The organism is Marinifilum flexuosum (assembly GCF_003610555.1).
Taxonomy (GTDB): domain Bacteria; phylum Bacteroidota; class Bacteroidia; order Bacteroidales; family Marinifilaceae; genus Marinifilum; species Marinifilum flexuosum.
In genome coordinates this window covers 1,096,599-1,122,861 of sequence record NZ_RAPQ01000008.1, presented here as the reverse complement: position 1 = coordinate 1,122,861, position 26,263 = coordinate 1,096,599, and the positions used below count along the sequence as shown (strand labels likewise).

General features: G+C 35.1%; 20 protein-coding genes. 13 read left to right on the top strand and 7 right to left on the bottom strand.

The window, feature by feature from the left end; translation table 11 throughout:
• Positions 1-143: 143 nt before the first annotated feature.
• The 5 genes from BXY64_RS04835 (at position 144) to BXY64_RS04815 (ending at position 8,201) form a co-directional block, all read left to right on the top strand.
• Positions 144-4,478, top strand: a complete 4,335-nt coding sequence (locus BXY64_RS04835; RefSeq protein WP_170150576.1) for a translocation/assembly module TamB domain-containing protein — start codon at positions 144-146, stop codon at positions 4,476-4,478.
• 151 nt (positions 4,479-4,629) lie between these two features.
• Positions 4,630-6,018: a sodium:proton antiporter NhaD gene (nhaD, locus tag BXY64_RS04830; RefSeq protein ID WP_120238792.1), complete on the top strand. Its 1,389-nt coding sequence runs from the start codon at positions 4,630-4,632 to the stop codon at positions 6,016-6,018.
• Positions 6,019-6,145: 127 nt separating this feature from the next.
• On the top strand, positions 6,146-6,856 hold the full coding sequence (locus tag BXY64_RS04825; RefSeq protein ID WP_120238791.1) for a MotA/TolQ/ExbB proton channel family protein: 711 nt from the start codon (positions 6,146-6,148) through the stop codon (positions 6,854-6,856).
• Positions 6,857-6,861: 5 nt separating this feature from the next.
• Positions 6,862-7,254 carry an ExbD/TolR family protein gene (locus BXY64_RS04820; protein WP_110361529.1) on the top strand — a complete coding sequence of 131 codons (393 nt, stop codon included), beginning with the start codon at positions 6,862-6,864 and terminating at the stop codon, positions 7,252-7,254.
• A 2-nt stretch (positions 7,255-7,256) separates the two neighbouring features.
• A complete protein-coding gene (locus tag BXY64_RS04815; RefSeq protein WP_120238790.1) occupies positions 7,257-8,201 on the top strand; it encodes a cell envelope integrity protein TolA in 945 nt (314 codons plus the stop codon).
• A 91-nt stretch (positions 8,202-8,292) separates the two neighbouring features.
• Here BXY64_RS04815 and BXY64_RS04810 read toward each other — a convergent pair whose 3' ends face one another.
• Positions 8,293-9,063: a sulfite exporter TauE/SafE family protein gene (locus BXY64_RS04810; protein WP_110361527.1), complete on the bottom strand. Its 771-nt coding sequence runs from the start codon at positions 9,061-9,063 to the stop codon at positions 8,293-8,295.
• A 157-nt stretch (positions 9,064-9,220) separates the two neighbouring features.
• Complete coding sequence (gene glyA, locus BXY64_RS04805) at positions 9,221-10,501, bottom strand: serine hydroxymethyltransferase (RefSeq protein WP_120238789.1); 1,281 nt, start codon at positions 10,499-10,501, stop codon at positions 9,221-9,223.
• A 418-nt stretch (positions 10,502-10,919) separates the two neighbouring features.
• Between glyA and BXY64_RS21310 the strand changes: the two genes are divergently transcribed.
• The 3 genes from BXY64_RS21310 to BXY64_RS04790 all read left to right on the top strand — a co-directional run bounded on the left by BXY64_RS21310 (position 10,920) and on the right by BXY64_RS04790 (position 12,687).
• Positions 10,920-11,402, top strand: coding sequence for a hypothetical protein (locus BXY64_RS21310; protein WP_170150575.1), 483 nt, complete (start codon positions 10,920-10,922; stop codon positions 11,400-11,402).
• A 34-nt stretch (positions 11,403-11,436) separates the two neighbouring features.
• Entirely contained in the window at positions 11,437-11,940 is a 504-nt protein-coding gene (locus tag BXY64_RS04795; protein WP_120238788.1) for a hypothetical protein, read from the top strand.
• A 135-nt stretch (positions 11,941-12,075) separates the two neighbouring features.
• Positions 12,076-12,687, top strand: a complete 612-nt coding sequence (locus BXY64_RS04790) for a hypothetical protein (RefSeq protein WP_120238787.1) — start codon at positions 12,076-12,078, stop codon at positions 12,685-12,687.
• Between the two features lie 72 nt (positions 12,688-12,759).
• Here the strand turns inward: BXY64_RS04790 and BXY64_RS04785 are convergent, their stop codons facing one another.
• Both BXY64_RS04785 and BXY64_RS04780 read right to left on the bottom strand, forming a co-directional pair.
• Positions 12,760-14,535, bottom strand: coding sequence for a chloride channel protein (locus tag BXY64_RS04785; protein WP_120238786.1), 1,776 nt, complete (start codon positions 14,533-14,535; stop codon positions 12,760-12,762).
• A gap of 770 nt (positions 14,536-15,305) precedes the next feature.
• A complete protein-coding gene (locus BXY64_RS04780; RefSeq protein WP_120238785.1) occupies positions 15,306-16,052 on the bottom strand; it encodes a hypothetical protein in 747 nt (248 codons plus the stop codon).
• 240 nt (positions 16,053-16,292) lie between these two features.
• Between BXY64_RS04780 and BXY64_RS21190 the strand changes: the two genes are divergently transcribed.
• The 3 genes from BXY64_RS21190 to BXY64_RS04770 are packed head-to-tail and all read left to right on the top strand — an operon-like array spanning position 16,293 to position 18,542.
• Entirely contained in the window at positions 16,293-16,487 is a 195-nt protein-coding gene (locus tag BXY64_RS21190) for a hypothetical protein (protein WP_147375896.1), read from the top strand.
• A gap of 32 nt (positions 16,488-16,519) precedes the next feature.
• Entirely contained in the window at positions 16,520-17,656 is a 1,137-nt protein-coding gene (locus BXY64_RS04775; RefSeq protein WP_120238784.1) for a hypothetical protein, read from the top strand.
• A gap of 10 nt (positions 17,657-17,666) precedes the next feature.
• Positions 17,667-18,542, top strand: coding sequence for a hypothetical protein (locus tag BXY64_RS04770; protein WP_147375894.1), 876 nt, complete (start codon positions 17,667-17,669; stop codon positions 18,540-18,542).
• Positions 18,543-18,695: 153 nt separating this feature from the next.
• Here the strand turns inward: BXY64_RS04770 and hutG are convergent, their stop codons facing one another.
• The 3 genes from hutG to BXY64_RS04755 all read right to left on the bottom strand — a co-directional run bounded on the left by hutG (position 18,696) and on the right by BXY64_RS04755 (position 23,733).
• The gene (gene hutG / locus BXY64_RS04765) at positions 18,696-19,706 is read right to left on the bottom strand and encodes a formimidoylglutamase (RefSeq protein ID WP_120238782.1); all 1,011 of its coding nucleotides are present in this window, start codon (positions 19,704-19,706) and stop codon (positions 18,696-18,698) included.
• A 137-nt stretch (positions 19,707-19,843) separates the two neighbouring features.
• The gene (locus tag BXY64_RS04760; RefSeq protein WP_120238781.1) at positions 19,844-21,619 is read right to left on the bottom strand and encodes a chloride channel protein; all 1,776 of its coding nucleotides are present in this window, start codon (positions 21,617-21,619) and stop codon (positions 19,844-19,846) included.
• Between the two features lie 338 nt (positions 21,620-21,957).
• Entirely contained in the window at positions 21,958-23,733 is a 1,776-nt protein-coding gene (locus BXY64_RS04755; protein ID WP_245996594.1) for a chloride channel protein, read from the bottom strand.
• A 342-nt stretch (positions 23,734-24,075) separates the two neighbouring features.
• Here BXY64_RS04755 and BXY64_RS04750 point away from each other — a divergent pair, with 342 nt between their 5' ends.
• Together BXY64_RS04750 and BXY64_RS04745 are read left to right on the top strand one after the other, a co-directional pair.
• The gene (locus BXY64_RS04750; RefSeq protein WP_120238779.1) at positions 24,076-25,023 is read left to right on the top strand and encodes an NAD(P)H-dependent flavin oxidoreductase; all 948 of its coding nucleotides are present in this window, start codon (positions 24,076-24,078) and stop codon (positions 25,021-25,023) included.
• Complete coding sequence (locus BXY64_RS04745) at positions 25,024-26,262, top strand: M16 family metallopeptidase (protein WP_120238778.1); 1,239 nt, start codon at positions 25,024-25,026, stop codon at positions 26,260-26,262.
• Position 26,263 lies beyond the last annotated feature (1 nt).

The following is a 26,263-nucleotide window of genomic DNA, read 5'->3' as shown; positions in this document are numbered from 1 at the left end:
CACAAAACGGCAAAATTATTAAAAAAATTTTCAAAATATCAATTTGGACTGCAGCAGTTATCATTATGATTCCCTGCATCATGTATTTGCTTTTCCTAAGTAGTACAGTTCAAACTCACATAAGTAGGAAAATTGCCAATTATTTGTCGGAACAAACTAACACTCCAATTAGCATTGAAGGAGTAAATATTTCCCCCTTTAAAAGTATTACTTTAAAAGGCTTATATGTTGAGGATTACCGACAAGACACCTTGATTTACATTGATAATCTAAAAGTCAATATTGATTCTTTTAATATCAGTAAAAAAGAATTTTACATTAATAAACTTACTCTTTCGAATACATTCTTCAACCTGTACGAAGATGAAGAACGTATTTTAAACATCGAGGTATTTCTTGATTCCTTGTCAAACAGCAACTCTTCAAATCCTGTGGATACAACACAAAAATCATGGAACATTAATGTTGCAAATGTTGATATGGAAAATTCTAGTTTTGGATACAAAACCGCAGACTACATTCCACAAGACTTTGGAATGAACTACGATGATATTTTTGTAACTGATTTAAATATTCAGGCCAGAAACATAAAGGTAGTGGGTGATTCGGTTGGTTTTTACCTGCAGCATCTCAGCTGTAAAGAAAAATCAGGATTTGTATTAAAAGATTTTAAAGCCAACAATTGGTTTACCAGTAATCAATGGGGTTTGTCTGATGTGAACATTATTTCAAAACACAGTAAAGTAGTAGCAAAGCATCTTTATTTCAATTATGAACCCAACCAAGGCTATTGGGCAAAGTTCACTAAAAAAATGCAACTCGATTTCCTGCTAAAATCATCAAGATTAAGCTTTTTGGATTTGGCTTATTTCAATGAAAAACTGCTGGGATTCAGAGAAACAGGTTATTTGTCGGGAAAAATTTATGGTACCATATACGATTTAAGAGGACGGGATATTGACATTGTATATGGCGATAACACTGCTTTGAAGGGAAGATTTTATATGAATGGCTTGCCTTACCTTAGTGATGCATACCTTCAAGCCGATTTTAAAGAGTTAACCACAAGCATTTCAGATATCGAAAAAGTATATATTCCCGGTTACTCCAAAGAACATTTTAAACTACCTGAATATTTTAACAATCTTGGATTGATTCAATACAAAGGGAAATTTAATGGTTTTATCAATGATTTTGTTTTCTATGGTAAGTTCAAAACTGAATTGGGAGATTTGAAAACCGATATCCTGTTTAAACCAAATCAGGGAAATAACAAACTCGATTTTAATGGTGATCTAAGAACAAATAATTTTAATCTTGGTGGTTTAATTGAACAAGAAAAGGTTGGTGAGATCTCATTAAATGTTTCGGTTAGTGGTTACACATCTCCTGAAACCACCCAAGGAATCATGAAAGGAAACATTAGTGAAGTTGACTTTTACGATTACAAATACAAAAATTTAACACTTAACGGGTTCTTCTCAGAATCCCAATTTGATGGTAAAGTCTCTATTGAAGACCCTAACATAGGTTTTGATTTTGCTGGTAAGGTGGATTTCTCACAAGAGGTTCCAACAATGAACTTTAGTTCACACCTAAATCATGCAAAATTATTTCCTCTGCATTTAAACACTACCGATCAGAAGGCAGAACTTAGCTTGTCTGTTAATGCCAACTTTACTGGTAGTAGTTTTGATAATGCCAATGGTGTAATAGAAATTAACAAAACCAATTATAAAAATAGCTTAGGCGAATTTCTTTTGAATAAATTTACCATTAACTCTTTTACATCTCCTGAGTTCAAAAAAATGATTTTAAATTCTGATGTTTCAGATGTAAAAGTCGAAGGTAATTATGAAGTTAGCAAATTGATATCCTCCATTGCAAACCTAGCCTTTTACTATTTGCCTGCATATGCACCAAACAAAGAATACGCAAAAATAGATAGTACCAATAATTTTAAATTTCAATTAAAGCTCAAGGATACTGAACCGATTACTTCGGTGTTGTTCCCGGATTTTAGCATTGCTCCAGAAACCAGTTTAGAAGGTGAAATAATTGCTGTTGATCGTAAATTAAACCTGCATTTTGAAACTCCAAAGCTTGTTGTAGAAGGAAAATCTTTGGATGAATTAAAGATTGATTTAAATACAGATAGGGAAAAACTTACTCTAAAAGGAAGAACCAACAAGTTTAAGTTCTCTGATAATTTTGGTTTGTATAACCTTTCACAAAAACTAATTGCTGAAAAAAACAAAATCAAACTCAATGTACTATGGAACAATTGGGATAAAATTACTTATAGTGGATTTTTATCAGCTGAAGGTGAAGTAGAGAAATCAAAAACATCAGAAAATGTCAAGTGGGACATTAACCTGTTGCCAAGTACTATTATTATGGCCGACAGCATTTGGTCCATTCCCGAATCGCGTATTGTAATTGATAGTACCAGTTATGAAATAGATAATTTTAAAATTGCTCGCGAAAATCAATTCTTTGGTCTGGATGGTAAGATTTCAAACAATCCAAATGACAGCATAAACTTTAGAATTCAAAACATCAGCCTGAAGAATTTAAACGATTTAACGCGTGAACAAAATATAGGTATCAATGGTACTGTAAAAGGGTATGTTCAGATTTCGGACTTCTATGGCGATAGATTATCCAACTCAAACGTAATGATTGAAGATTTAATCCTTAATCAGGATACTCTTGGTAATTTATTCCTCATAAGTGATTGGGATAAATATCAAAAAAAATTAAGCTTTTCGTCGTTTACAGATTTCTCATCGCGTAAAGAAATAGAGGTAACTGGAGATTATTTCCCAGATTCTGATTCTTTAAATATGGATATTAATATCGATAAAATGCGAATGGAATTATTGAACCCTTATCTGCAAGAAAATATATCTGATATCAAAGGTAATACTTCGGGAAGTGTTCATATCGAAGGTCATACAAATAATTTAAAATCAGTAGGTAAATTAAAATTCGAACAGGCAGAATTCACTGTAAATACTCTAAAAACTACATATTACTGTAATGATAGCATTAGCATCATGCCTGGCGAACTCCGATTTGACAATTTTACCATAAAGGATCAAAATGACCAGTCGGCAATGCTATTTGGTGCAATTACACATGAACAATTCAATAATTTGCAATTAGATCTTTCAGTAAACACCTTAAATTTCAACGTTCTTGACACAAAGGAATCCGACAATGAAATGTTCTATGGAGAAGCATACGTAACAGGTATAACTCATCTGTTTGGACCAGTTAATGATCTGGAAATAGAAATTAGAGCAAAAACGGATAAAAACACAAGAGTATATGTTCCCATTAATAATAGTGGTGACATTCAGGAAAGTAATTTCATTACATTCGTTAATACAAATAGAGCTGGTCAGAGCGAAGAAGAAGAGGAATACAAAATTGATTTATCAGGAATTCGCATGAATTGCGACCTTGAAATTACTCCTGAAACTGATATTCAAATTATTTTTGACTCGCAAATTGGTGATGTTCTAAAAGCAAAAGGAAGTGGAAATCTAAAACTAGAAATTGATACCAAAGGAGAATTTAAGATATTTGGTGATTACACAATCCAAAAAGGTAGTTACCTTTTTACTTTGCAGAATGTAATCAATAAAAAATTCGACCTTTCAAATGGTGGAAATATAAAATGGGCTGGTGATCCTTATAATGCAACAGTAAATATTGATGCAGTATACAATGTTAAAACAACCTTATACGATTTGTTGTTGAATACGCCATACATTGATATCAACAGAAAGATTCCGGTTCAATGTAATATGAACCTAAGCCAAAACCTTGAGAATCCAATCATCAAGTTTAATATCGAATTTCCTACATTAGATCAGCAAACGCAAAGTATTCTGGAAGGTTTATTTTCTACAGAAGATGAAACCAATAAGCAAATTCTATCCCTTTTGGTTTTAAATAGATTTTACACTCCTGAGTACCTTCGATCTACTGATCCTGATTTCGAAAACAAAAACTCTAGCTATGCAGTTGGTGTAACTACCAGCGAGTTATTATCCAATCAACTTTCCAATTGGTTGAGTCAAATTAGCAACGATTTTGATATTGGGGTTAGTTACCGCCCAGGAGATAATCTTACCAGCGACGAAATTCAAGTCGCTCTATCAACTCAGGTTTTCGATGATAAAGTAACCATTAACGGTAATGTTGGTACCAGTAACAGCCAGGAAAGAGCCAATGATATTGTTGGTGATGTGGATGTGAATATTAAACTGGATAAAAAGGGTAAATTACAACTAAAAGCTTTTACTCGCTCCAATGAATATTTGGTTTACGAGGAATCAAGAAACACACAGGGAATAGGTATTTTTTACAAAGAGGATTTTAATACATTCTCTGGCCTATTCAAAAAATACATGAGCTTTTTACGAGGCAATAAAAACAAGGACAATAAAAAGAATAAAGCAGAATAGAACTGCTTTAAATTCGCTACCTCAATGTTCTGCAGCATTAATAATTCTCGATTTTTTTCTTTAATTGCTAACTGATTTTGAAAAACAAATATTAGTATATTAGCAGTTTAAGTATCTAAAAAATTTAAATCACCTAAAATAATCAATTATTATGTTTGCATTAATGGTTGTGGTATTTGTTCTTGGTTATACAGCAATAGCCCTTGAACATCCACTAAAAATTGACAAAGCAGCATCCGCGCTTTTAATCGGTGTGTTGACCTGGACTATTTACGTATTTGGCGGAGTTGATATCCTTTCATCGGGAGTGAGTAGAGCCTGGAATGAATACGTAGCGCATAATCCTGGAATGGATAATGCCAATGGTATGCTGGACTTCATTACCCATCATGAAGTACTTCATCACCTGTCTGAAATTTCTACAATTCTATTCTTCCTTTTGGGAGCTATGACTATTGTTGAAATTGTAGACCAACACCAAGGGTTTAAAATCATTACCGACAAGATTAAAACTACTAACAAAGTAAAATTACTTTGGGTATTAAGTGTTTTAACTTTCTTCATGTCTGCTGCTCTTGATAACTTAACTACTACAATTGTTATTGTAGCATTGATCCGTAAATTAATTGACGACCAAAAAGATCGTTGGTTCTTTGCATCAATGGTTGTATTGGCTGCAAATGCCGGTGGTGCCTGGTCTCCAATTGGTGACGTAACTACCATTATGCTTTGGATTGGTGGTCAGGTTACAACAATCAATATCATCACTCGAGTTATTGTTCCAAGTTTATTTACAATGATTGTTCCATTGATCATCGTAAGTACTTACCTTAAAGGACACATTACTCGTCCTGCACTAACCGAAGGTGAGGACAAGGAATATACAACCCATAAAGAAAGAGTATTCATCCTTTGTTTGGGTGTAGCATCTCTACTATTTGTTCCTGTATTTAAAACTACAACACACTTGCCTCCATACTTGGGTATGTTATTCGGACTTGGTGTTATGTGGGTGGTTACTGAAATCATGCACCGTAACAAAGATCACGAATTCAAGAGTCGTTTGAATGTAACTGGTGTATTGAAAAAAGTTGACGTTCCTACAGTACTATTTTTCTTAGGTATCCTTTCAGCTGTAGCAAGTATGCAATCTGCAGGTCACCTTGACATTTTAGCGTCATGGTTGGACAAGAACGTTCACGATATTTATATTATCAACTTGATTATTGGTGTTCTTTCATCAATTGTTGATAATGTACCATTGGTTGCTGCTGCAATGGGTATGTATCCTATCGAAGGTGCAGAAGCTGTTGGTTATGCTTCAAACTTTGTTCAAGATGGTTTATTCTGGGAATTCCTTGCATATTGTGCTGGTACAGGTGGATCTATGTTGATCATTGGTTCTGCTGCTGGTGTTGCTGCAATGGGTATGGAAAAAATCGATTTCATTTGGTACTTAAAGAAGATTACTCTTCTTGCATTTGTAGGTTATTTAGCAGGTGCTGGAGTATACTATTTACAAGCAATGCTATTGCATTAGAATAAAGATTCAATTTCCCTTAATTTCTATAGGGGAATAAAATCAATAATATTAATTTAGCGAGATATAATATTCCATATTATATCTCGTTTTTTTATGTATTAGATCAAACTAGAAAACATCGTATATGAATTATCTATCGCTTATTGCAGGTGTACAAGAAATGGCTCAAAATGAACTACCAATTGAAGAACAAGGAGCCGAAGCAACAGAAATAACTCTGAATTTTGTTGATTTGGCCTTTAAAGGTGGCTGGATCATGATTCCAATCTTTGCCCTTTCGGTAATTGCAATGTACATTTTCTTAGAAAGATATTTTGCTATCCGCAAGGCAACAAAAGAAGATTCAAACTTTATGAATCGCATACGAGATTACATTCATGAAGGTAAAATTGATTCTGCTTTGGCTTTGTGTCAATCAAAAGATACTCCAGTATCGAGAATGATTTCGAAAGGGATTAAACGCATTGGTCGTCCGCTAAACGATGTAAATGCTGCAATTGAAAATATTGGTAATCTTGAAGTATCAAAACTAGAAAAAAACCTACCTACTTTAGCAACAGTTGCAGGTGCTGCTCCTATGATTGGATTCCTTGGAACGGTAATGGGAATGATTCAGGCATTTTACGACATGTCAAATGCAGGAAACAATATTGATGTTGGTTTATTATCAAGCGGTATTTACCAAGCAATGGTAACCACCGTTGCAGGTCTTACAGTGGGTATCATCGCATACTTCGCCTACAATATTTTGGTAGCCAAGGTTGAAAAAGTGGTTTTCAATATGGAAGCTACAACTACAGAATTCATGGATTTGTTGAATGAACCAATCAAGTAAAAAGTATGGCTCTAAAAACAAGAAATAAAGTAAGTGCAGCTTTCAGTATGTCTTCCATGACTGATATCGTGTTTTTGTTGCTAATTTTCTTCATGGTAACATCAACACTAATTAGTCCGAATGCATTAAAATTGCTATTGCCAAAAAGCAGTAACCAAACTGCTGCCAAGCCAATAACTACAGTTTCGATCGATAAGAATTTCAATTTTTATTTGGAAACAACTCCTGTTCCTTTTTCACAATTGGAACACAAATTGCAAAGAAAACTGGCAAGAGAAGAAGATCCAACAATATCGCTTCACGTTGATAAATCGGTTCCAATGGAACAGGTCGTTAAAGTGATGAATATTGCAAAGGACAACAAGTACAAATTGATATTGGCAACACGAGCAAAGTAGATATGGAAGAATCCAAGAACAAGAGAATAGGATTTGCTGGCACACTGTTTTTCCACATTGGATTAATCGTGCTATTGTATTTTCTGGGCTTTCGAACTCCCCTTCCCCTTCCTGAGGAAGAAGGGATTCTCGTGAATTTTGGAAACTCTAACCAAGGTGTAGGAAATAGAGCTCTTGCACCTTCTAAAGCTCAGAAGAAAGTTGCTGCTGCCACTCCTGTCTCAGTACCTAAATCACCACCTGCCAAAACAGAACCAGAGCCAAGCTCTGCTCAAGAAAAAGTTTTGACTCAGGATACCGAGGATGCTCCAGAGTTACCATCTGCAGAAGAAATTACAAAGAAAAAAGCGGCTGACGAAAAAGCAAAAAAGGCAAGAGCAGAAAGAGATCGATTGGCTAAAATAGAAGCCGAGAAAAAAAGACAGGAAGAAATCCGTAAACAACAAGAAGCGGAAGCAGAAAGAAAACGCTTGGAAGAAATTGAAAGAAAAAAGCGTGAAGCTGCAGAACGACAGGCAAAAATTGATGCCATTAACAATCGGGCTAAAAATGTTTTTGGACAGGGAACTTCATCCAACTCGTCTCAAGGTGTAAGCTCTGGAAGTGGAAATCAAGGCAAACCAACCGGTTCGCCAAATTCTGACAATTACAGTGGAACAGGCCTTGGAAGCAAAGGCGTTTCATACGATTTACAGGGACGTAACTCCCTATCTATACCTAAGCCCCATTACAACCTTCAGGAAGGAGGAAAAGTTGTTGTAGAGATAACTGTTGACAAGAATGGGAAAGTTGTTAGTGCACTTCCAGGAAGGCCTGGTTCGACCACAAGTAATGCCACACTATTAGAAGCTGCGAAAAAAGCCGCTCTAAAAGCCAAATTCAATTCTGATAGCGGTGCTCCTGCATATCAAAAGGGAACCATAACTTATCATTTCCAGTTGAATTAAGTGTACGCTTTATTACTTTCCGCAACTGATAACTGATAACTGATAACTGATAACTGATAACTGATAACTGATAACTGATAACTGATAACTATTAAATCAAGCCAATCATCTCGTACACACCTAAAAACTTAAGGGAAGCGAAGATAATGACAGCTAATAAAATATATCGAACAAATTTAGCTCCCCAACTTACAGCAAAATTAGCCGCTATATATGCTCCAATCATATTACCAGCAGCTAAGATAAAGCCAATCTTATAATCGATTTGTCCATTCATAATAAACACACCTATGGCAAAAGGAGTATAAAGAAGAACAATAAATACTTTAATTGCATTAGCCTTTACCAGATCGAATCCTGCTCCCAACACCAAACCTGCCAATAGAAAAAATCCTACTCCTGCTTGAATAAATCCACCATACAATCCAATAAAAAAGAAGATTATAATTTGCCAAACACTTGGCTTAGAGCGAACCAATCCTGCCTGACCTTTTACCCAGGCATCAGGTTTATAAAGGACAATAAAAAAGAGAAATACCAGAAGTCCTCCAATGGTTTTCTCCATCATTTCTTCATTGATTTCAACGGCCAAGCTTGCACCTATTACCGAACCAACAATTGCAGGTACAGCCAACCATATTCCTTCCTTAAAAGTAAATACTTTCTGTTTCTTGAAACTACTTACACCAACAATATTCTGCATCAAAATGGCAATTCTATTGGTACCATTTGCCACATTTGCCGGTAATCCCATAAACATCAACATGGCCAAGCTAATAATTGAACCACTACCTGCCAAAGTATTTAAAAAACCAGCAAAAACCCCTACCAGTACAACCAATAAATAATAATACCATTCCATAACAATAATTTTTGCACTAAACTACAGTTAATTATCGAGATAGGATATGCTCTAAAACAAAATACGTTTCTAACGGTATAATTCTACAGTAGTGTAGAATACAAAAAAGGGAAGAACCAAAGCTCTCCCCTTTCATATATCTTATGGTATAATTTTACTACCAAGCAAACATAGGACGTTCACACATCATTTCGTTTACACGAGTACGAACCGAAGCAATTACCTCTTCGTTTTCGATGTTAGAGATTACCTCATCAATCATTTGAACGATTACCGGCATATCTTCCTCTTTTAAACCACGAGTTGTGATTGCAGGAGTTCCAACACGTAAACCTGAAGTAGAGAAAGGAGAACGAGTATCAAAAGGAACCATGTTCTTATTGATAGTGATATCAGCCTGAACCAACACATTTTCAACTTTCTTTCCTGTAATTTCAGGGAATTTAGAACGAAGATCGATCAACATTGAGTGGTTATCAGTACCGCCTGAAACAACCTTGTAACCTAAACGAATGAACTCCTCAGCCATTACTTTTGCATTCTTCTGCATCTGTATAGCATACTCTTTATAAGAATCAGTTAATGCTTCGCCAAAAGCTACTGCTTTAGCAGCAATTACATGCTCCAATGGTCCACCTTGCTGTCCTGGGAATACTGCGAAATCCAATACTGCAGACATCATTTTAGTAACTCCTTTAGGAGTCTTAGCTCCAAATGGATTTTCAAAATCCTTTCCTACGATGATCAAACCACCGCGAGGACCACGAAGCGTTTTGTGAGTAGTTGTAGTACAAACATGACAGTGAGGAACTGGATTACTTAATAATCCTTTTGCAATTAAACCTGCTGGGTGAGCGATATCTGCCATTAAAATAGCACCTACTTTATCTGCAATTTCACGTAAACGTGGGAAATCCCAATCGCGAGAATATGCAGAAGCACCAGCAACAATCATTTTAGGATTGTTTTCGATAGCTAACTTTTCTACCTCATCATAATCAACCAATCCTGTTTCTTCATTTACATGATACGCAACAGGGTTATATAAATTACCTGATAGATTTACAGGAGAACCATGAGATAAGTGACCACCATGAGCCAAATCTAATCCCAAGAAAGTATCACCTGGTTTCATACAAGCGTAAAATACAGCAGCATTTGCCTGTGCTCCAGAGTGAGGCTGTACATTTGCATACTCAGCTCCAAATAGCTCACATGCTCTGTCAATTGCCAACTGCTCTGTTTGATCTACAATCTGACAACCACCATAGTAACGCTTTCCAGGATATCCTTCAGCATACTTGTTAGTTAGACAAGATCCCATCGCATCCATTACTTGCTGACTTACGAAGTTCTCAGAAGCAATTAACTCAATACCATTTTTCTGACGAAGGTATTCCTGATCAATTAGGTCGAAAATTTGTATATCTCTTTCCATTGTTGTTTGTCTTTTCCCCGATATTACTCGGAATGATTTAATGTTTTGTTAGTGTTTTAAAGGGATTAAGTCCCATGTTTACTGAATTTCAATCCCCCTTGAAAAGATAATGCACCACAATACAATATCAATAATTCTATTCCTAAAGTGCAGGTTCAAAATTAGACAAATCGGGATATTAAAAAAATTATTTTGTGCTTATTTAAATTGTAAATGAACATTTCTAGAACATACAAGGAAAACAATGATAAATTTTTATCAATCACGGCATTGTTCTCAGACATCATGTAAAAGCATATACTCAACGGGGAAGAAACCTACAAAATCTAATAACAGTATAATATTTTTTGTACTTATCAGCTTTATTGTAAATTTATCATTGTGAAATTTATACCCTAACCTCATAAATACAACTGATATGGAAATTGTTGAAACCAACCCTAAACAAAGACCCGGACTATTGACCGTTTTATGCATCCTTACTTTTATTGGTAGTGGATTTGGTATTATCAATAACCTAATGGGCATGGTAATGTCTCCTATAAAAAACTTCCTGGGGCCTGATTTTTTTGAAATGGCACTAGAAGAGGTGCATGAGGAACCAGCCAGACAATTTTTAGAACAAGCTATAGAAATCGGACAAAGAGCAATTGAACACATTTTCGAAATCTCTTTGACTCAGTTCTTATTATATGCAGCTAGCTTAGTAGGAGCAATCCTAATGTTTCAATTGAAAAAAGCAGGATTCTATATTTATACAATAGCGCAAATATTACTCTTATTTGTTCCTGCTATTTTTATAGGCTTTAATTTATTTATAAACATCGGTATCTTATTCTCGAGTGTTTTTACCATCCTTTTTATTGCCCTATATGCAATTAACCTAAAAAAAATGAACTAAATAATATTACTCATCCTACAAAAACCTTTTAATTATGGAAGAAAATGTAACAGCTGTTGAAATGCCTAAAAAAAGACCTACATTCTTAACTGTATTGTGTATTCTATCCTTTATTGGTAGTGGATTTCTTTTAGGAAGCAACATTTACCAGTACTTCATGTTCGATAAAACATATGCTAAACAAATGGAGATGTTGGAAACTCAACAAGAAGCATTATCGGATGCTGGTGTTGAGTCTGGATTTGCATATAATAGCATTCAAAATGGAATTGTAACACTGGAAAAAACATCACAAAACCTTGGCTTAATCTCAGGTGCCAATATTTTATTTGCTCTACTAAGTCTACTAGGTGTATTTTTAATGTTTAAAATGAGTAAAAACGGTTTTTACTTGTATACCTTTGCAAATCTGTTCTGGCTGCTCGTTCCTCTTGCATTAATTGATTTTGAAGCTACCATGATGAATACAGCGGTATTAGGTTTCTTTACCATTGTTTTTATAATCATGTATGCAGTCAACTTAAAACACATGAAATAGTTCTTTTAAATTCAAATAATCGTCGGAAGCTGTCTCACTTGAGGCAGCTTTTTTAATACTTTTTAAAATATTTTAACTCACTACGAACACAGATGTTTTGTAATTTTATGAGGCAAAACCATTAGTCCTTATATCATGAAGAGCATAAACAAAATTTTATTTTCAATTGGTATTTTGCTACTTACTTTTACTGCCTTTGGACAAAATACCGAAAGCGAAAACTTACCCAAAAAAGACATTAAAGTAAACAAAGAATACGACGAAGATGGAAAGCTTATTCGTTATGACTCAAGCTATGTTTATTCCTGGTCATCGGATAGCACGAAGCAGTTTTTTAATGATTCGGCATTTTTCAACCAAACGGACATGAACAGGGTGCACAAAAGAATGCAAGAGCAATTGAGTCGCTTTTTGGGTTCGGATAGCATGAGGCAAAAAAACAACAAACATCCATTCTTTTCTGACGATTTTTTTAAGGATGACTTTTTTGGTAATGATTTCTTCGATTCAAAGATGTTTCGCAGAAATTTTCATCAAGCTGATTCGAGTCGAAATGATTTTTTCAAAGAATTGGAAGAAATGATGAATAACAGAAGACAATTCAGACAAGAACACAATAGCAAAATGCAAAGAGAACTGGATTCATTAAGAAATGATTTCCTGGAACAAAGACGAGAATATTATCAGAAAAGAGATTCAATATATCGCAAACACAATGGTATGCATAACAAGACTATAGATTTGTAATGCTATCCATATTTATTAATACCTTTCAAACACAGCCTGGCAATTCATTTTGTCAGGCCTTTTTATATGCTACTAATCCGCCGTAATCTTCACCAAATGCTGACGATATGCCGAGAACAACTTCGATTTGGAAACAAAACCTATGTATTTTCCTTCATCAATTACAGGTAAATTCCAAGCTCCTGTTTCGGTAAATTTCTTTAATACCACCTCCATAGGGTCTTTATAAGAAATAGAAGCTGGCGGCATAATCATCACATTACTTATTGGTGTATTGTACATCTCTTTGTCAAACATGATTTCCCGAACATCATCCAACAACACCACTCCTATCAAATATCCTTCTTCGGTTAATACAGGGTAGATATTCCTTTTCGATTTCGAGATTACTTGAATCAAATCCTCAAGGGTAGCATTCTCGTTAATACTCTTTAAATCCTTCTCAATTACCTTTGACAGCTGCATAAAGGTTAGCACTGCCCTATCTTTATTATGAGTGATCAACTCTCCTTTCCTGGCCAACTGAGTTGTCACAATCGACTCTTTTTGCAAACTCTTTACCGTGATGAATGATATGGTTGTAGACAACATCAAAGGAACAATTAATTCGTAACCACTGGTAATTTCGGCAATCAGGAAAATCCCCGTTAAGGGTGCTTGTAATACCCCACCTAAAACACTTGCCATTCCTACCAAAGTAAAATTGTTGGCATCCAATGGTTCGCCTAGCTGAAAATGATTGTATAAATAAACAAATACAAAGCCCAACATGGCACCGGTAAATACCGAAGGAGCAAAAATTCCACCAATACCACCAGCACCCAAAGTAATGGAGGTAGCAATTACTTTTAGAAACACCATGGCTCCAACAAAAATTACCACCATATACCAAACATCGGTGTAATTCTCGAATAAACTCGAACGAAACACTTCATCTAACCTGCCTCCAATAAGCGCTTTTACCGTATTGTAACCCTCACCATAAAGAGCAGGAAAATAGAAGATTAAAACTCCCAATGCCAATCCGCCAATTAGCATTCGGTGGCGCAACAATTTTATGGCTTCAAACTTATTTTCGATCCACAAAAACATACGGGTAAAATAAACCGATACAAAGCCCGACAAGATTCCCAGTAAAATGAAAAATGGAATATCCCTTGCCGCAAATGGTGTATTAATGGCAAATTCTATCAGAATCTCTTCATCTAAAAACAACTTTGTAGTAATTGCACCACTTACCGAGGCCATTAAAAGTGGTATTAACGAAAAGCGTGACAAATCGATTAATAAAACTTCCAGGGCAAAAACAATGGCTGCAATGGGTGTATTAAAAATTGCAGCAATGGCACCCGAAGCACCACATGCCAACATTACCGTTATTTCTTTATAATTCAGATGAAAATTACGAGCCATATTGGAACCTATGGCTGCTCCCGAAGAAATGATTGGTGACTCCAATCCAATACTCCCCCCAAAACCAGCAGTAATAATGGAACCAATTACCGATGAGTAGGTTTTATGGAACTTTACAATGCTATTTCGCTTGGATATGGCCTGCAGAATGGCCGTAATGTTGTGCTTAATAAAATCGCGTATAATAAATTTCTTAAACAACAATGTCAAGCCCACTCCGATCATGGGATACAAGAAAAACAAGTAATTCTGGTAAGCCCAATCAATCCCTTCCAATAAAAACTCTCTTCCACGGTATACTGCAGTTTTCAATATCAAAGCGGTCATGCCGGAGGCAACTCCAACAAATACACTTAATATTAACATGAAGTTTTGGTTGTTGATATGTTTTAATCGCCAAATTAAGAATCGGCGCCAGCGGGTTGTTCTTGCCATAGGCTTATACCATTTATATTTCAATGTGAAACATTGAGATATTAAATTGAAATGCCGATATATAATTAGTTAGCTAATGTAAGTAAAACGTACAATTGGCTTTACCAATTAATAATCGGTATTAAATTGGGTTATAGCTCCTAATTTAACAAATTTGATGATGAAACGAGCATGATTAAAATAATTATTAAACGCACACACTATTGATTATTTTGATCTTGAGCCTCCCATCCGACAAATGCAAGAAAATTTTAAGCGTATGAATAAAAGTGAATAACCATTAGATTGTGTAGTTATTATTAAACCTACTCATTAGCAAACCTAGCTGCGCCAAAATCACATCGGCCTTTGCATTTTTAGAAGATGCTTCTCAAAAATAAGTTCCACTGCTGAAAAAATTCTCAAGTCTTCGGATTTTTAATCCAAGTGTTGACATTTTGAAGTCAGGCCTACTCATTTTGAAGCCATGCTGCGTAAAAAAATGCTCCGCCTCTAATTTTTAATACAATGCTTCGCATTTTTAGGTCCTGCTTCTTAAAATTTTGAAATACCTACTCATTTTTAAGCTTATCTACGTAAAAATTACTCTTGCTGTATTTTATTTTGAAATGCTGTGGAAAAATATGCTGAATCTGCACACTTTTAAGCCGCGCTGCGTGTGTTCATCCTAGTCTGCGCGGGGCTTTCAGAAGGTATACTAAAAAAATCCCGACTGCACTTTCATGCAGCCGGGAGTACAAAAGGCTATTTGTAAGAAGACACCAATTAAATTATTCTGTAATACTTTCTTCTTTCTCTTGTCTTTCTTCTCTTAATTTACGGAAATATGCCGATGAGTATTTTTCCAATCGTTCTTCGTCCTCCCAGAATACATATTTACCGTATTCACATATCTGATCAATTGCTTCTTTAAGATACACGTAGGCACGATCTCTCATTTCTTTACTTGGTTTATCATTCTCGTCTCTTTCGCCATTAATGGCACTAAGTAATGGCCCCAAACTATTTGCAAACTCCAATGCCATTACCAATTTGGTATTATCAAAACCAATGGCAAGTAATTCTTCAGGATTTGCTTTCCCAAAGGCATCCAAATCACTGAAATCCTGAACCAGATCTCCATAACCACTACCTTCAGCAATTTTGTCCACCACTTTCTTCTTACCTGCATCATTTCTATAGGCAAATCTAAAATCATGCAGCAGCACCCTGTGCAAAGCCAAGGCATCTTCCGATAATAATTTCCATTGCTTTGATGCTTCGGTTCTGTTCTCCGATTCCTTGGTCCATTGCGATTGAGCATGACGCAAAGCCCCAATTCGAACAGGTAGACTGGTGATGTATTCTTCCTTTAAACCTGCTACAACAAGCTTATCCTTATCTTGTGTAGCATAATAATATTTGTCTTCTGCCTCTTCAATATAAGTATCAACAGGCATTCCTGGTTTACTAACTTCGCTTTCAGATTTAGCAAGTAGGTTTTCCTTAATTGATTCGTAGTTTTCTTGATTAGTCATTGGTTTAGAATTTTAAATTAGAAAAACATAAAACGCTTAGAATTTAATATTTTATTCGCAGGATAACAAATTATAAATAAACATTACGTTTATTTTAAAATTAAATCATAAACAAAACTTAAGTATAATGGGGAATGGAACGATTTTTTGGTTAATAATGTTTTTCAACATATAAGTTTATAGGTTACCTTTTAACCATAACGAGAATTAAGAGATGTAATATTAATTAAATCACAAAAAATGAAGAGAACATTTATTTTACTACTATGTTTTATTTCCTTTGCTACGGCATGTCAGGATGATTATCATACCGATGAAAATCCAATGGTTGAAAGTTATGTGAAAGATAACTTTTTTAATCCAAACTTTATTTCAAGTAACAACGAGGATATTGGCAATGCCAACACACTAAAATCCTCTTACACCATACGGTAAGTGATTTGGATATTGAATTTAGAGATCAAATCATGAATTATTATCAGGAGAATTTGGATTTTGCACAACAAGTTAAAGACAAAGTAGGTTTACCAGTTTGGGATTACACAATTTACAATACTTACGATGTTGACAAATTGGCTTTTATTCCTTGTGCAAGAGAAAATTCGAATTATACCGAAGGAGTAATTATTATTTTGCATGACAATGCTACAGGTAAGTTACTTTTTAATTACACTGACAGGTACAATTTCGATGCTTATTTGAATCCTCTTGTAGAAGTAGGTTATGACAACGTACCTGACAGAACTTACATTATGAGTTTATTTTTGCTGTTTGACAAGAAATTGTTCAACTATATAGATTGTGATATTTTAGCTGATCTTGGTTATTTGTTGGGTTCTATGAATCAAACAGGAACAAAAGCTGGTTCTTTTGAGGAAGAATGTAGAATGGAGTATGTAGAAACTGAAATTGATCACTGGGTTGATACTTATGTGGGAGGAGAATTAATAAGCCACAAGTACAGTCATAGCTCCAGAGAATATAACTTCGAATGGATTTGTAGAGAGGTTGCAGGTGAAAGAGAAAAATTACCTTGGGGCAACCAAGAAGGTGGCGGTGGAAATCCACCGGAAGATCCAACTAAATGGAGCCCTAAAAATGCCGAACCTAAAAAACTAAAAGATTGCGACGAATTAAACTCCATTGATAAGAAATCTTGGTTCAACCTATCAAATGGCGATAGAATAGCACACTTAATGGATGCCATGAGGTATGAAAATAAAGTATGGCAAAACGGAGGTCATATAGACTTAAACAACATATTTGATTTTGGAAGTATGGGATCAGACAACTATGCTGCAGAATTTGCTGGAAGAGTTATCATAAATGGTATTACTATAGATATGACAGTAAGTATGAGTGTAATGGGGTATGATAATATCTACACTGAAGGAGAATACGTCCATTTACCTGATAAATTCAATGCTAATACAAACGGATATTCAAAAACAGGGTATTGGGCAGGTTACGAATACTTCGTGAAAAATTCTTTAACTGGTGGTTCATGCGCAGTTTTATTATCAATTAAGCTTGGTGAAAATAGCAATTTAGATGAAACTAATCTGAATTTATTTAAAAATGCTTTAAAAGAGTGTAATGACTAAATACATTAATATGAAAAAAATATCAATATTTATAGTTTTAATACTTTCAATATCTTTATTGATATATTTTTATAGTCATTTACAAAAGGACTATAAAAATAAAGTTGAAAATGTTGACCGATCAAGAATCGGAGGAAACTTATTAAATGTAAGCAACATACTAAGTTCTTTTCCTTATTTTAATTTCAACTTACCCGATAGCTTAAAGTCTATAGCAAAAATGCACTATAAGGATAAAAACAAACAAGATTTTTTTATTTATAATTTATTTAATGATCCGTTTGTTACCCAAGAGAATTCTTCACTTTTATATGTGCCTTTATATAATAGAATCTCTAATAAAAAAGAATCTTTCATATTAATTAGTGCTGGTGTTGATGGCAAACTAGATTCAAATTTTCAAAAAGGAGATACGATCTATGAAGATTCTTTCTTTAATGAATTTAAATTCTATAATGAACATCAATACAATAAACGTGAATATCAAAAGTTCAATATCTTTAATTATTTATGGGGCAAAAAAGATTATTTAGTTTGGTACTACAATTGTCACATTCAAAACATGAAAAAACAAATGCCACACTCTCTGGTATTTTATGAAAATAAACGTAAAAAAATTACGCAGAAACAATCATTAAGTATAGTCGGCACTTTTTATAAAGACACAATAATAGATCATGAACCAATTACTGTATTAAAAAGTTGGGAAAAATTGGCTTTTTGTAAATTAAGAAAACAAAACACTAACTCTTTTATAAAAGGAGATACTATTGCTATATCTGGTTTTTTTGAAAAAATTGATAAAAACGGTGTATATATTTTAAATCAAGGAACTATTGTAGATTGGAATTTTACCAAATTTAAATCAAGATTTGACAATGATTAATTCTTTTTTTTTATTGACTGTAGTCCGAACCTAAGTTAACTCCTAGTTTGAGTATTTCTATCGGATTCTGAAACAGTTTATCTTGAAATAACATACAACCCACTTGCAATAAAATTTGCAAGTGGGTTTATTCATTAATACTTATTCTCTTTTCTAACAAATACAATCCGATGCTGAACCAAACTCAACCACCGAGTTGATGACAGCGAAAATGATAATTGCAGCCAATTTTGAGGTACGGTTATCCTCATCGAAACGCGGTGAAACTTCAGCAATATCAAAACTAACTACCTTACCAGATTGAATTACGGTTTTAATCAGCTTCACAATAATTTCGGGATGCAAACCAAATGGCTGTGGTGCACTCACACCTGGTGCATATGCCGATGATATTACATCAGAGCAAAGAGTCATGTAAATCTTTCTTTGCTTCTTGGTAAATCGAACAATGTCCTGTCCTACGGCAAACATGCTATCATTGGAGATATCTTTTGCCATTAGGTATTTTACGCCCAAATCATCAGCTTTTTTAAACAAACTCACCGTATTGCCATATTGTTGGATACCAGCAACCATATAACGAAAATCTTTTCCATTCTCTTTACAGCGGTCAGCAATCTGCGCAAACATGGTTCCCGAACTTGCACCCTTTTGATACGGACGCATATCGAAATGAGCATCCAAATTAAATATTCCCAGCTCCTGATTTTCTTGCTCTGCCAAATATCTTTCAATTCCCAAATAATGTCCATAGGCTATTTCGTGTCCTCCACCTAAAATCAATGGAAACAATCCCATTTTTAGTATTTTGTAAACAGCTTCGGATAATATACTTTGTACCTCTTCCAATTCTACTCCATTGCTTACAATATTACCACAATCGTAAATATTAGTACCTTGTGGAAATGAGCAAGGCAGGTTTGCCATTTCTTTTCGGATACTGTTGGGAGCCTTTGAGGTTCCTTTTCTTCCAAGGTTTCTTTGCACTCCTTTGTCGCAACAAAACCCCAATAAACCAAAGCCATTTAAAGTTCTATCCTGCGAATCGAGTAAATCTATGGGTTTTACAATCTGATGCCAACGAAAAGCATCGTAATCCTCCTCATCATCTATCCTTCCCTTCCAAATATCCGGATCGATGGTTTTGTAATGTTTGTTGTTCATGATTAATAGTTTATTGCTGCAAAGGTAAGTAATATCAAAGTCCAACAATCAAATTCCAAGCTCCAAATAGTAAGAAAAAAGCTTGCTCATAACCGAGCAAGCTTTCATCTAACCTAAACTAATCTAAAATAAAACTATTATTCATCTGAAAAGTGCACCAAAACCCTTCGGTATACATTGAAGATTTTAGCTTTGGATACAAATCCCAAATATTTTTCGTCCTGCGTTACCGGAAGATTCCAAGCTCCTGTTTCTTCAAATCTTCGCATCACTTTTTCCATTGGAGCATTGGCATCCAGTATGGCAGGTGGCATTATCATTAAATTTCTTACATACGTTTCCTCGTACATCTCTGGATTAAACATGATATGTCGAATATCATCCAAAAGAACAATTCCCAATAGCTTATCATCCTCATCAACCACAGGGAAAATATTTCTTTGTGAGTGCGAAATAATTTTCACCAACTCCCCTAATGTGGCATCAGGACTTACTTTTTTCAAATCTGTCTCGATTACCTTGCCCAATTTCATTAAGGTAAGAACAGCTTTATCCTTATTGTGAGTAATCAGCTCCCCACGTTTGGCCAACCGTTTGGTGTAGATTGAATGTGGTTCAAAATACATAATGGTCAAGTAAGCAATTGTTGCCGTAACCATGATTGGGATGAACAGCTCGTATCCTCCGGTAATTTCAACAATCAGGAATATTGCAGTTAATGGAGCATGCATAACACCAGCCATCATTCCTGCCATCCCAATTAAAGTAAAATTACTTTCGGACAGTTTCACAAAATTAAAACCGTTAATAAATCGGGCTACAAAAAAACCTGAAACTCCGCCAAGAAATAACGAAGGTGCAAATATACCTCCAACACCACCACTACCTGTAGTAACCGTTGATGCAATTACCTTAAATCCTAAAATCAACACAACATATCCCAACAACAACCAGTAATTATCTTTTAAAAAATAGAAGATACTGTTGTTTACCAAATGAGTGTGATTTCCATCTAATAAAGCCTGGATTGTAGTATAACCCTCACCATATAAGGGAGGAAATAAAAAGATCAGAATACCCAATAAGATTCCTCCAACCATCATTTTTCGATAGCAATTGGTAATTCGATCAAACTGGCCTTCCAAATACATTGAAAATCGAGTAAAATAAAGCGAAACCAATCCTGCAAACACCCCCAAAAGAATGTAATATGGGAAGTTGCCAATTACGAATGGCTCTGTTACATCATAGGAAAGCAAAACACCTTTTCCCATAAAGAAATAAGCAATACTAGCTCCTGTAATTGATGAAATCAAAAGTGGAATTAAGGATGCCATGGTCAAATCCAACATCAAAACTTCCAAGGTAAATACCATTCCGGCCATTGGTGCTTTAAAGATTCCTCCGATTGCTCCTGCTGCTCCACAACCAACCATTAGCGTAATGATTTTCTGGTTCATATGGAACATTCTTCCAAGATTGGAACCAATTGATGCACCAGTTAATACTACTGGAGCCTCTGCTCCCACCGATCCACCAAAACCAATGGTTAAAGTACTTGCCAGTACCGAAGAATAGTTATTATGTGATTTTATCAGTGAGTTCTTTTTCGAAATGGCATATAATATTCTTGATACCCCATGACCAATGTTATCCTTCACAAAGAACTTTACGAACAGTACAGTTAGTAATATACCCACAGCAGGATATGCCAAATACAACAAGTTGGCAGACTCTACATGTAAACGATGAGTTAGAAAATGATGGGTAAAATGGATTGTATTTTTGAGTACAAGTGCAGCCAAACCACTCACTACTCCAACCAAAAAACTCAAAATTAAAACAAACTGTCGTTCCTTAATGTTTTTTACTCTCCAAATTAAAAATCGAGAAAGCAAACTCTTATTCTTCATTGCTCCGAATCAAGATTATCTATTCCACATACATAAATTAAAAAAGGTCGGATGGCTGCAGAAGTCAGGCGGCCTTAGGGTAAGTTACATAAAACTACCAGGCGGTTAGTCGGAGTTCATGTACTTTGCTGATTTTGGTATGCTTATGAACTACTATCATTAAACATCCCTCAAAAATCGAGTGCAAATGTAATAGATAATTGGAAAGGATAAACTCTTTTTACCAGATTTTTTCAAAAGATTTTCATTATCAAACTAAAGCTCTGAATAGCAGCTACAATTAGGAAAACGTTTGCTTTTATAACTGATATAAATAAGACAATTTGATGAAGTAAACATTAATCTTCCGAGAAGTGCTTCAACATTCGACGATAAGTTGAGAATATTTGAGCACGCGAAACGCATCCACAATACTTTCCATCTTTTAGCACAACCAAATTAAACTTATCGGAATATTGATATTTTCTGGCAACATCAGCCATCGATTCATCATGCTGAATAACCACCTGTGGCACTACCATTAAATCGCGAACAAAAACACTATCATATTTTTCTGGTTGGAACATGATTTCACGAATATCATCCAATTTTACAATTCCTTCAAAATTATTTTCATCATCAATTACAATAAAGATGTTACGTTGGGCTTTTGCTATAATTTTAACCAAATCGCCAAGAGTAGCTTCTGAATTGATGGTACTAAAATTCTTTTCAATCAACTTGGTAACTCGCATAAGCGAAAGTACATTCTTATCCTTATCGTGAGTCATTAGCTCTTTTCTTTTTGCCAGCTGAATGGTATAAACCGAATGAGGTTCAAAAGTTTTAACCGTAGCATAAGAAATGGTTGCCGTAATCATTAAGGGAACAAAAAGCTGATAACCTCCTGAAATATCTGCAATCAAGAAAAGTCCTGTTAACGGAGCATGCAAAACTCCGGCAATCATTCCAGCCATTCCTATCAAGGCAAAGTTATTTACTGGCAAATCCCTTAGTCCAAAATACCCTACAACTTTTGCAAACAGTACTCCCGAGTTTACGCCCATAAACAAAGTTGGTGCAAAAATACCACCTACTCCACCGGCTCCAAAGGTGATTGATGCTGCAATAACTTTAAAGAATATGACCATTGCCATTAAAGCAACAAACACCCAAAAGTTATCTTGTAAAGCATAGAAAAATGAATTGTTGTAGAGATATGAATAATCGCCCGAAAGACATGCATTTATTGCATGATAGCCTTCTCCGAACAATGATGGAAAAAAGAAAATAATTACCCCAAGAAACAATGCTCCGAACAATAACTTTTTATAAACATTATCTATTTTTTCAAAAACACCATGAATAAACATGTATGATTTTGTAAAATAAGTAGCAACCAAGCCCGTAAAAACGCCCAACAAAATATAATAAGGCAAATCCCTCATTTCAAAACCATTTTCAACTTCGAATGGATATAAAACATCCATTCCCAAAAAGAAATAAGATGTTAAAACTGCAGAAGCTGAAGCTAATAAAAGTGGTACCAAAGACCACATGGTAAGATCCAACATGATAACTTCCATCGCAAAAACTATGGCAGCAATTGGAGCTTTAAAAATAGCAGCCATTGCTCCGGCACAAGCACATCCCAATAACAAAGTAATTTGCTTATAGTTTAAATGAAACAACCTACCAATATTCGATCCTAATGCTGCACCTGTTGCAACAGTTGGTCCCTCCAGTCCAACCGACCCACCAAATCCTACGGTAAATGCTGAGGTAACAATGGAGGAAAACATATTGTGGCGATTAATTTGTCCATTGGTCTTGGAAATACTGTATAGCACATTTGGTATTCCGTGTCGAACAGGACGTCGAATCACAAACTTGATGAATAACACAGCGACAGTAATACCTATGGTAGGATAAATTACATAAAGGATGTTCTGGTACTGATCTGACGAATTGTTTTGGAGCAACTCACTGATAAAGTGTACAGCGTTTTTAATAATTACTGCTGCAATACCAGATGTTATACCGATAAGTACCGCCATAAATGAGATAAATTGACGATCGCTCACATGCTTTAAACGCCAAACTAAAAAACGTCCTAATAATGATTTTTTCTTCACTCAATAAATTTATAAAACCAAGCAAAACTACTTGATTGATAATGGTTAATCCCCCTAAATGTTTTCGAGCATAAAAAAAGTAATATTGATTGTAAGAAACAAGAACCTTTGCACAATTCGAACCCAATATTTAATCAGAATTCAATATCTATAATTATTCTAAAGAATAAATGTATAAAAACCTTCATTACCAATACTGATATGCTCAAAATCATACTTCAACATCTTATTCTTATCAAGAATTTTTCTAAATTTGCAATCGAACAATTCATCTAATAAGGCACAAGAAAAATACAATGCTCTTGTGTCTTTTTTGCTTGTATACTAATAGAATATAACATAATGACAAATAGAATTACATCTCTTTTTGGAATAGAATTCCCTCTTGTGCAAGGAGGAATGGTATGGTGTTCGGGTTGGAAATTGGCTTCAGCAGTAAGTAATGCTGGCGGTCTAGGTTTAATTGGTGCGGGATCAATGCACCCCGAAACTTTCAAAGAACACATTCAAAAAGCAAAAGCTGCTACTTCTAAACCTTTTGGTGTTAATGTTCCATTATTATATCCTGAAATGGATAAAATCATGAACATTATTATTGAGGAAGAAGTGAAAATTGTTTTCACATCGGCAGGAAGTCCTAAAAAATGGACGCCATTTTTAAAAGAGCATGGAATTACAGTTGTTCATGTTGTATCAAGCGCATTCTTTGCAAAAAAATGCGAAGACGCTGGAGTTGATGCGATTGTTGCTGAAGGCTTTGAAGCCGGAGGACACAATGGTAGAGAAGAAACAACTACGATGACACTAATCCCTTCGGTAAGAAAAGCAACTACTCTTCCAGTAATAGCAGCCGGCGGAATTGGATCGGGACAAAGCATGTTGGCTGCAATGGTTCTAGGTGCCGATGGTGTACAAATGGGAACTCGTTTTGCTGTAGCTGAAGAATCTTCAGCGCATATTGATTTTAAAAAATCAGTTATTGAACTGGGTGAAGGGGGAACAAAATTGGCCCTTAAGAAACTGGCTCCAACCCGCCTGGTTAAAAATCAATTCTTTGAGCAAGTTAATGAGGCTGAATGCAGAGGTGCATCGCAGGAAGAAATGAGAGAGCTTCTAGGAAAAGGACGTGCTAAAAAAGGCATGTTCGAAGGAAACCTGGAAGAAGGTGAATTGGAAATTGGACAAGTTTCGGCCTTAATTTCCAAAATCCAATCGGTAGAAGAAATTGTGAGTGAGATAAAATCCGAATACAAGGAAGCATTAACTGGCTTAGCCAAATTCAATATCTAAATGATAGAATTCGATAAATTTACACTTGAAAATGGATTAAGAGTAATTGTACATCGGGATGAAACAACTCCGATGGCTGCTGTTAACCTTTTATACAATATTGGTTCAAAAGATGAAAATCCTGAGCGCACAGGTTTTGCTCATTTATTTGAGCATTTGATGTTTGGTGGATCTGTAAACATTCCCAATTACGATGAGCCTTTACAATTGGTTGGCGGAGACAACAACGCATGGACAAGCAACGATGTTACCAACTATTACCTTACAGTTCCTAAGGATAATCTGGAAACTGCATTTTGGTTGGAATCCGACAGAATGCTAAGTTTGGCTTTCAGTGAGAAAAGTCTGGAAGTTCAACGAAATGTTGTAATTGAAGAGTTTAAACAGAGATATTTTAACCAACCTTACGGTGATGTTTGGTTGCATTTACGCCCATTGGCATACAAAAAGCATCCATATCAATGGTCAACAATTGGAAAATCAATTGAACAGATTGAAACCGTAGAATTAAATGAAGTAAAAGAATTCTTCTTTAAACACTATGCTCCAAACAATGCAATACTTGTGGTGTCGGGTAATGTAAAAACTGAGAATGTAAAACACTTGGCAGAAAAATGGTTCGGACCAATTGAACATCGTGAAATTGCAGAGCGAAATCTCCCTGAAGAACCAGAACAAACTGAATTTAGAACTTTACATTTAGAACGCAATGTTCCGTTCGATGCAATTTATATGGCTTTCCACATGGGGAAGAGAACCGATAATGAGTTCTACTCTACCGATTTGGTTTCTGATGTTTTATCAAATGGTCAATCATCAAGAATTTTTCAAAAGCTGATAAAAGAACGAAACTTGTTCTCTTCTATTGATGCATATCTTACTGGTGATTTTGAACCTGGACTATTTTTGGTAACTGGTAAATTAAGCGAAGGAGTTTCTTTTGAAGAAGCTGAAGCTGCAATTTGGGAAGAATTAAATAAAATTGCCACAGAAAAGGTTACTGATTACGAATTGCAAAAGGTTAAAAACAAGATTGAATCAAGCCTGGTATTTTCAGAAATCAGTTACCTGAACAAAGCAATGAATCTTGCTACACACGAATTACTTGGCGATGCGAATGATATTAACACCGAAGTAGAGAAATATCGTAAAGTAAGCATTGATGATATACTAGACACATCAACCAAGCTTTTTAGAAAAGAGAATTGTTCAGTTTTATATTATCACGCAAAAAAATAGG

Excerpts from the sequence above, each read along its gene's own strand:
- BXY64_RS04825 (WP_120238791.1), top strand. The coding sequence starts at position 6,146 with ATGAATTATCTATCGCTTATTGCAGGTGTACAAGAAATGGCTCAAAAT.
- BXY64_RS04745 (WP_120238778.1), top strand. The coding sequence starts at position 25,024 with ATGATAGAATTCGATAAATTTACACTTGAAAATGGATTAAGAGTAATT.
- BXY64_RS04820 (WP_110361529.1), top strand. The coding sequence starts at position 6,862 with ATGGCTCTAAAAACAAGAAATAAAGTAAGTGCAGCTTTCAGTATGTCT.
- BXY64_RS04760 (WP_120238781.1), bottom strand. The coding sequence starts at position 21,619 with ATGAAGAATAAGAGTTTGCTTTCTCGATTTTTAATTTGGAGAGTAAAA.
- hutG (WP_120238782.1), bottom strand. The coding sequence starts at position 19,706 with ATGAACAACAAACATTACAAAACCATCGATCCGGATATTTGGAAGGGA.
- BXY64_RS04810 (WP_110361527.1), bottom strand. The coding sequence starts at position 9,063 with ATGGAATGGTATTATTATTTATTGGTTGTACTGGTAGGGGTTTTTGCT.
- BXY64_RS04795 (WP_120238788.1), top strand. The coding sequence starts at position 11,437 with ATGGAAGAAAATGTAACAGCTGTTGAAATGCCTAAAAAAAGACCTACA.
- BXY64_RS04785 (WP_120238786.1), bottom strand. The coding sequence starts at position 14,535 with ATGGCAAGAACAACCCGCTGGCGCCGATTCTTAATTTGGCGATTAAAA.
- BXY64_RS21310 (WP_170150575.1), top strand. The coding sequence starts at position 10,920 with ATGGAAATTGTTGAAACCAACCCTAAACAAAGACCCGGACTATTGACC.
- BXY64_RS04770 (WP_147375894.1), top strand. The coding sequence starts at position 17,667 with ATGAAAAAAATATCAATATTTATAGTTTTAATACTTTCAATATCTTTA.
- BXY64_RS04775 (WP_120238784.1), top strand. The coding sequence starts at position 16,520 with ATGAATTATTATCAGGAGAATTTGGATTTTGCACAACAAGTTAAAGAC.
- BXY64_RS04780 (WP_120238785.1), bottom strand. The coding sequence starts at position 16,052 with ATGACTAATCAAGAAAACTACGAATCAATTAAGGAAAACCTACTTGCT.
- nhaD (WP_120238792.1), top strand. The coding sequence starts at position 4,630 with ATGTTTGCATTAATGGTTGTGGTATTTGTTCTTGGTTATACAGCAATA.
- BXY64_RS04750 (WP_120238779.1), top strand. The coding sequence starts at position 24,076 with ATGACAAATAGAATTACATCTCTTTTTGGAATAGAATTCCCTCTTGTG.
- BXY64_RS04790 (WP_120238787.1), top strand. The coding sequence starts at position 12,076 with ATGAAGAGCATAAACAAAATTTTATTTTCAATTGGTATTTTGCTACTT.
- BXY64_RS21190 (WP_147375896.1), top strand. The coding sequence starts at position 16,293 with ATGAAGAGAACATTTATTTTACTACTATGTTTTATTTCCTTTGCTACG.
- glyA (WP_120238789.1), bottom strand. The coding sequence starts at position 10,501 with ATGGAAAGAGATATACAAATTTTCGACCTAATTGATCAGGAATACCTT.
- BXY64_RS04815 (WP_120238790.1), top strand. The coding sequence starts at position 7,257 with ATGGAAGAATCCAAGAACAAGAGAATAGGATTTGCTGGCACACTGTTT.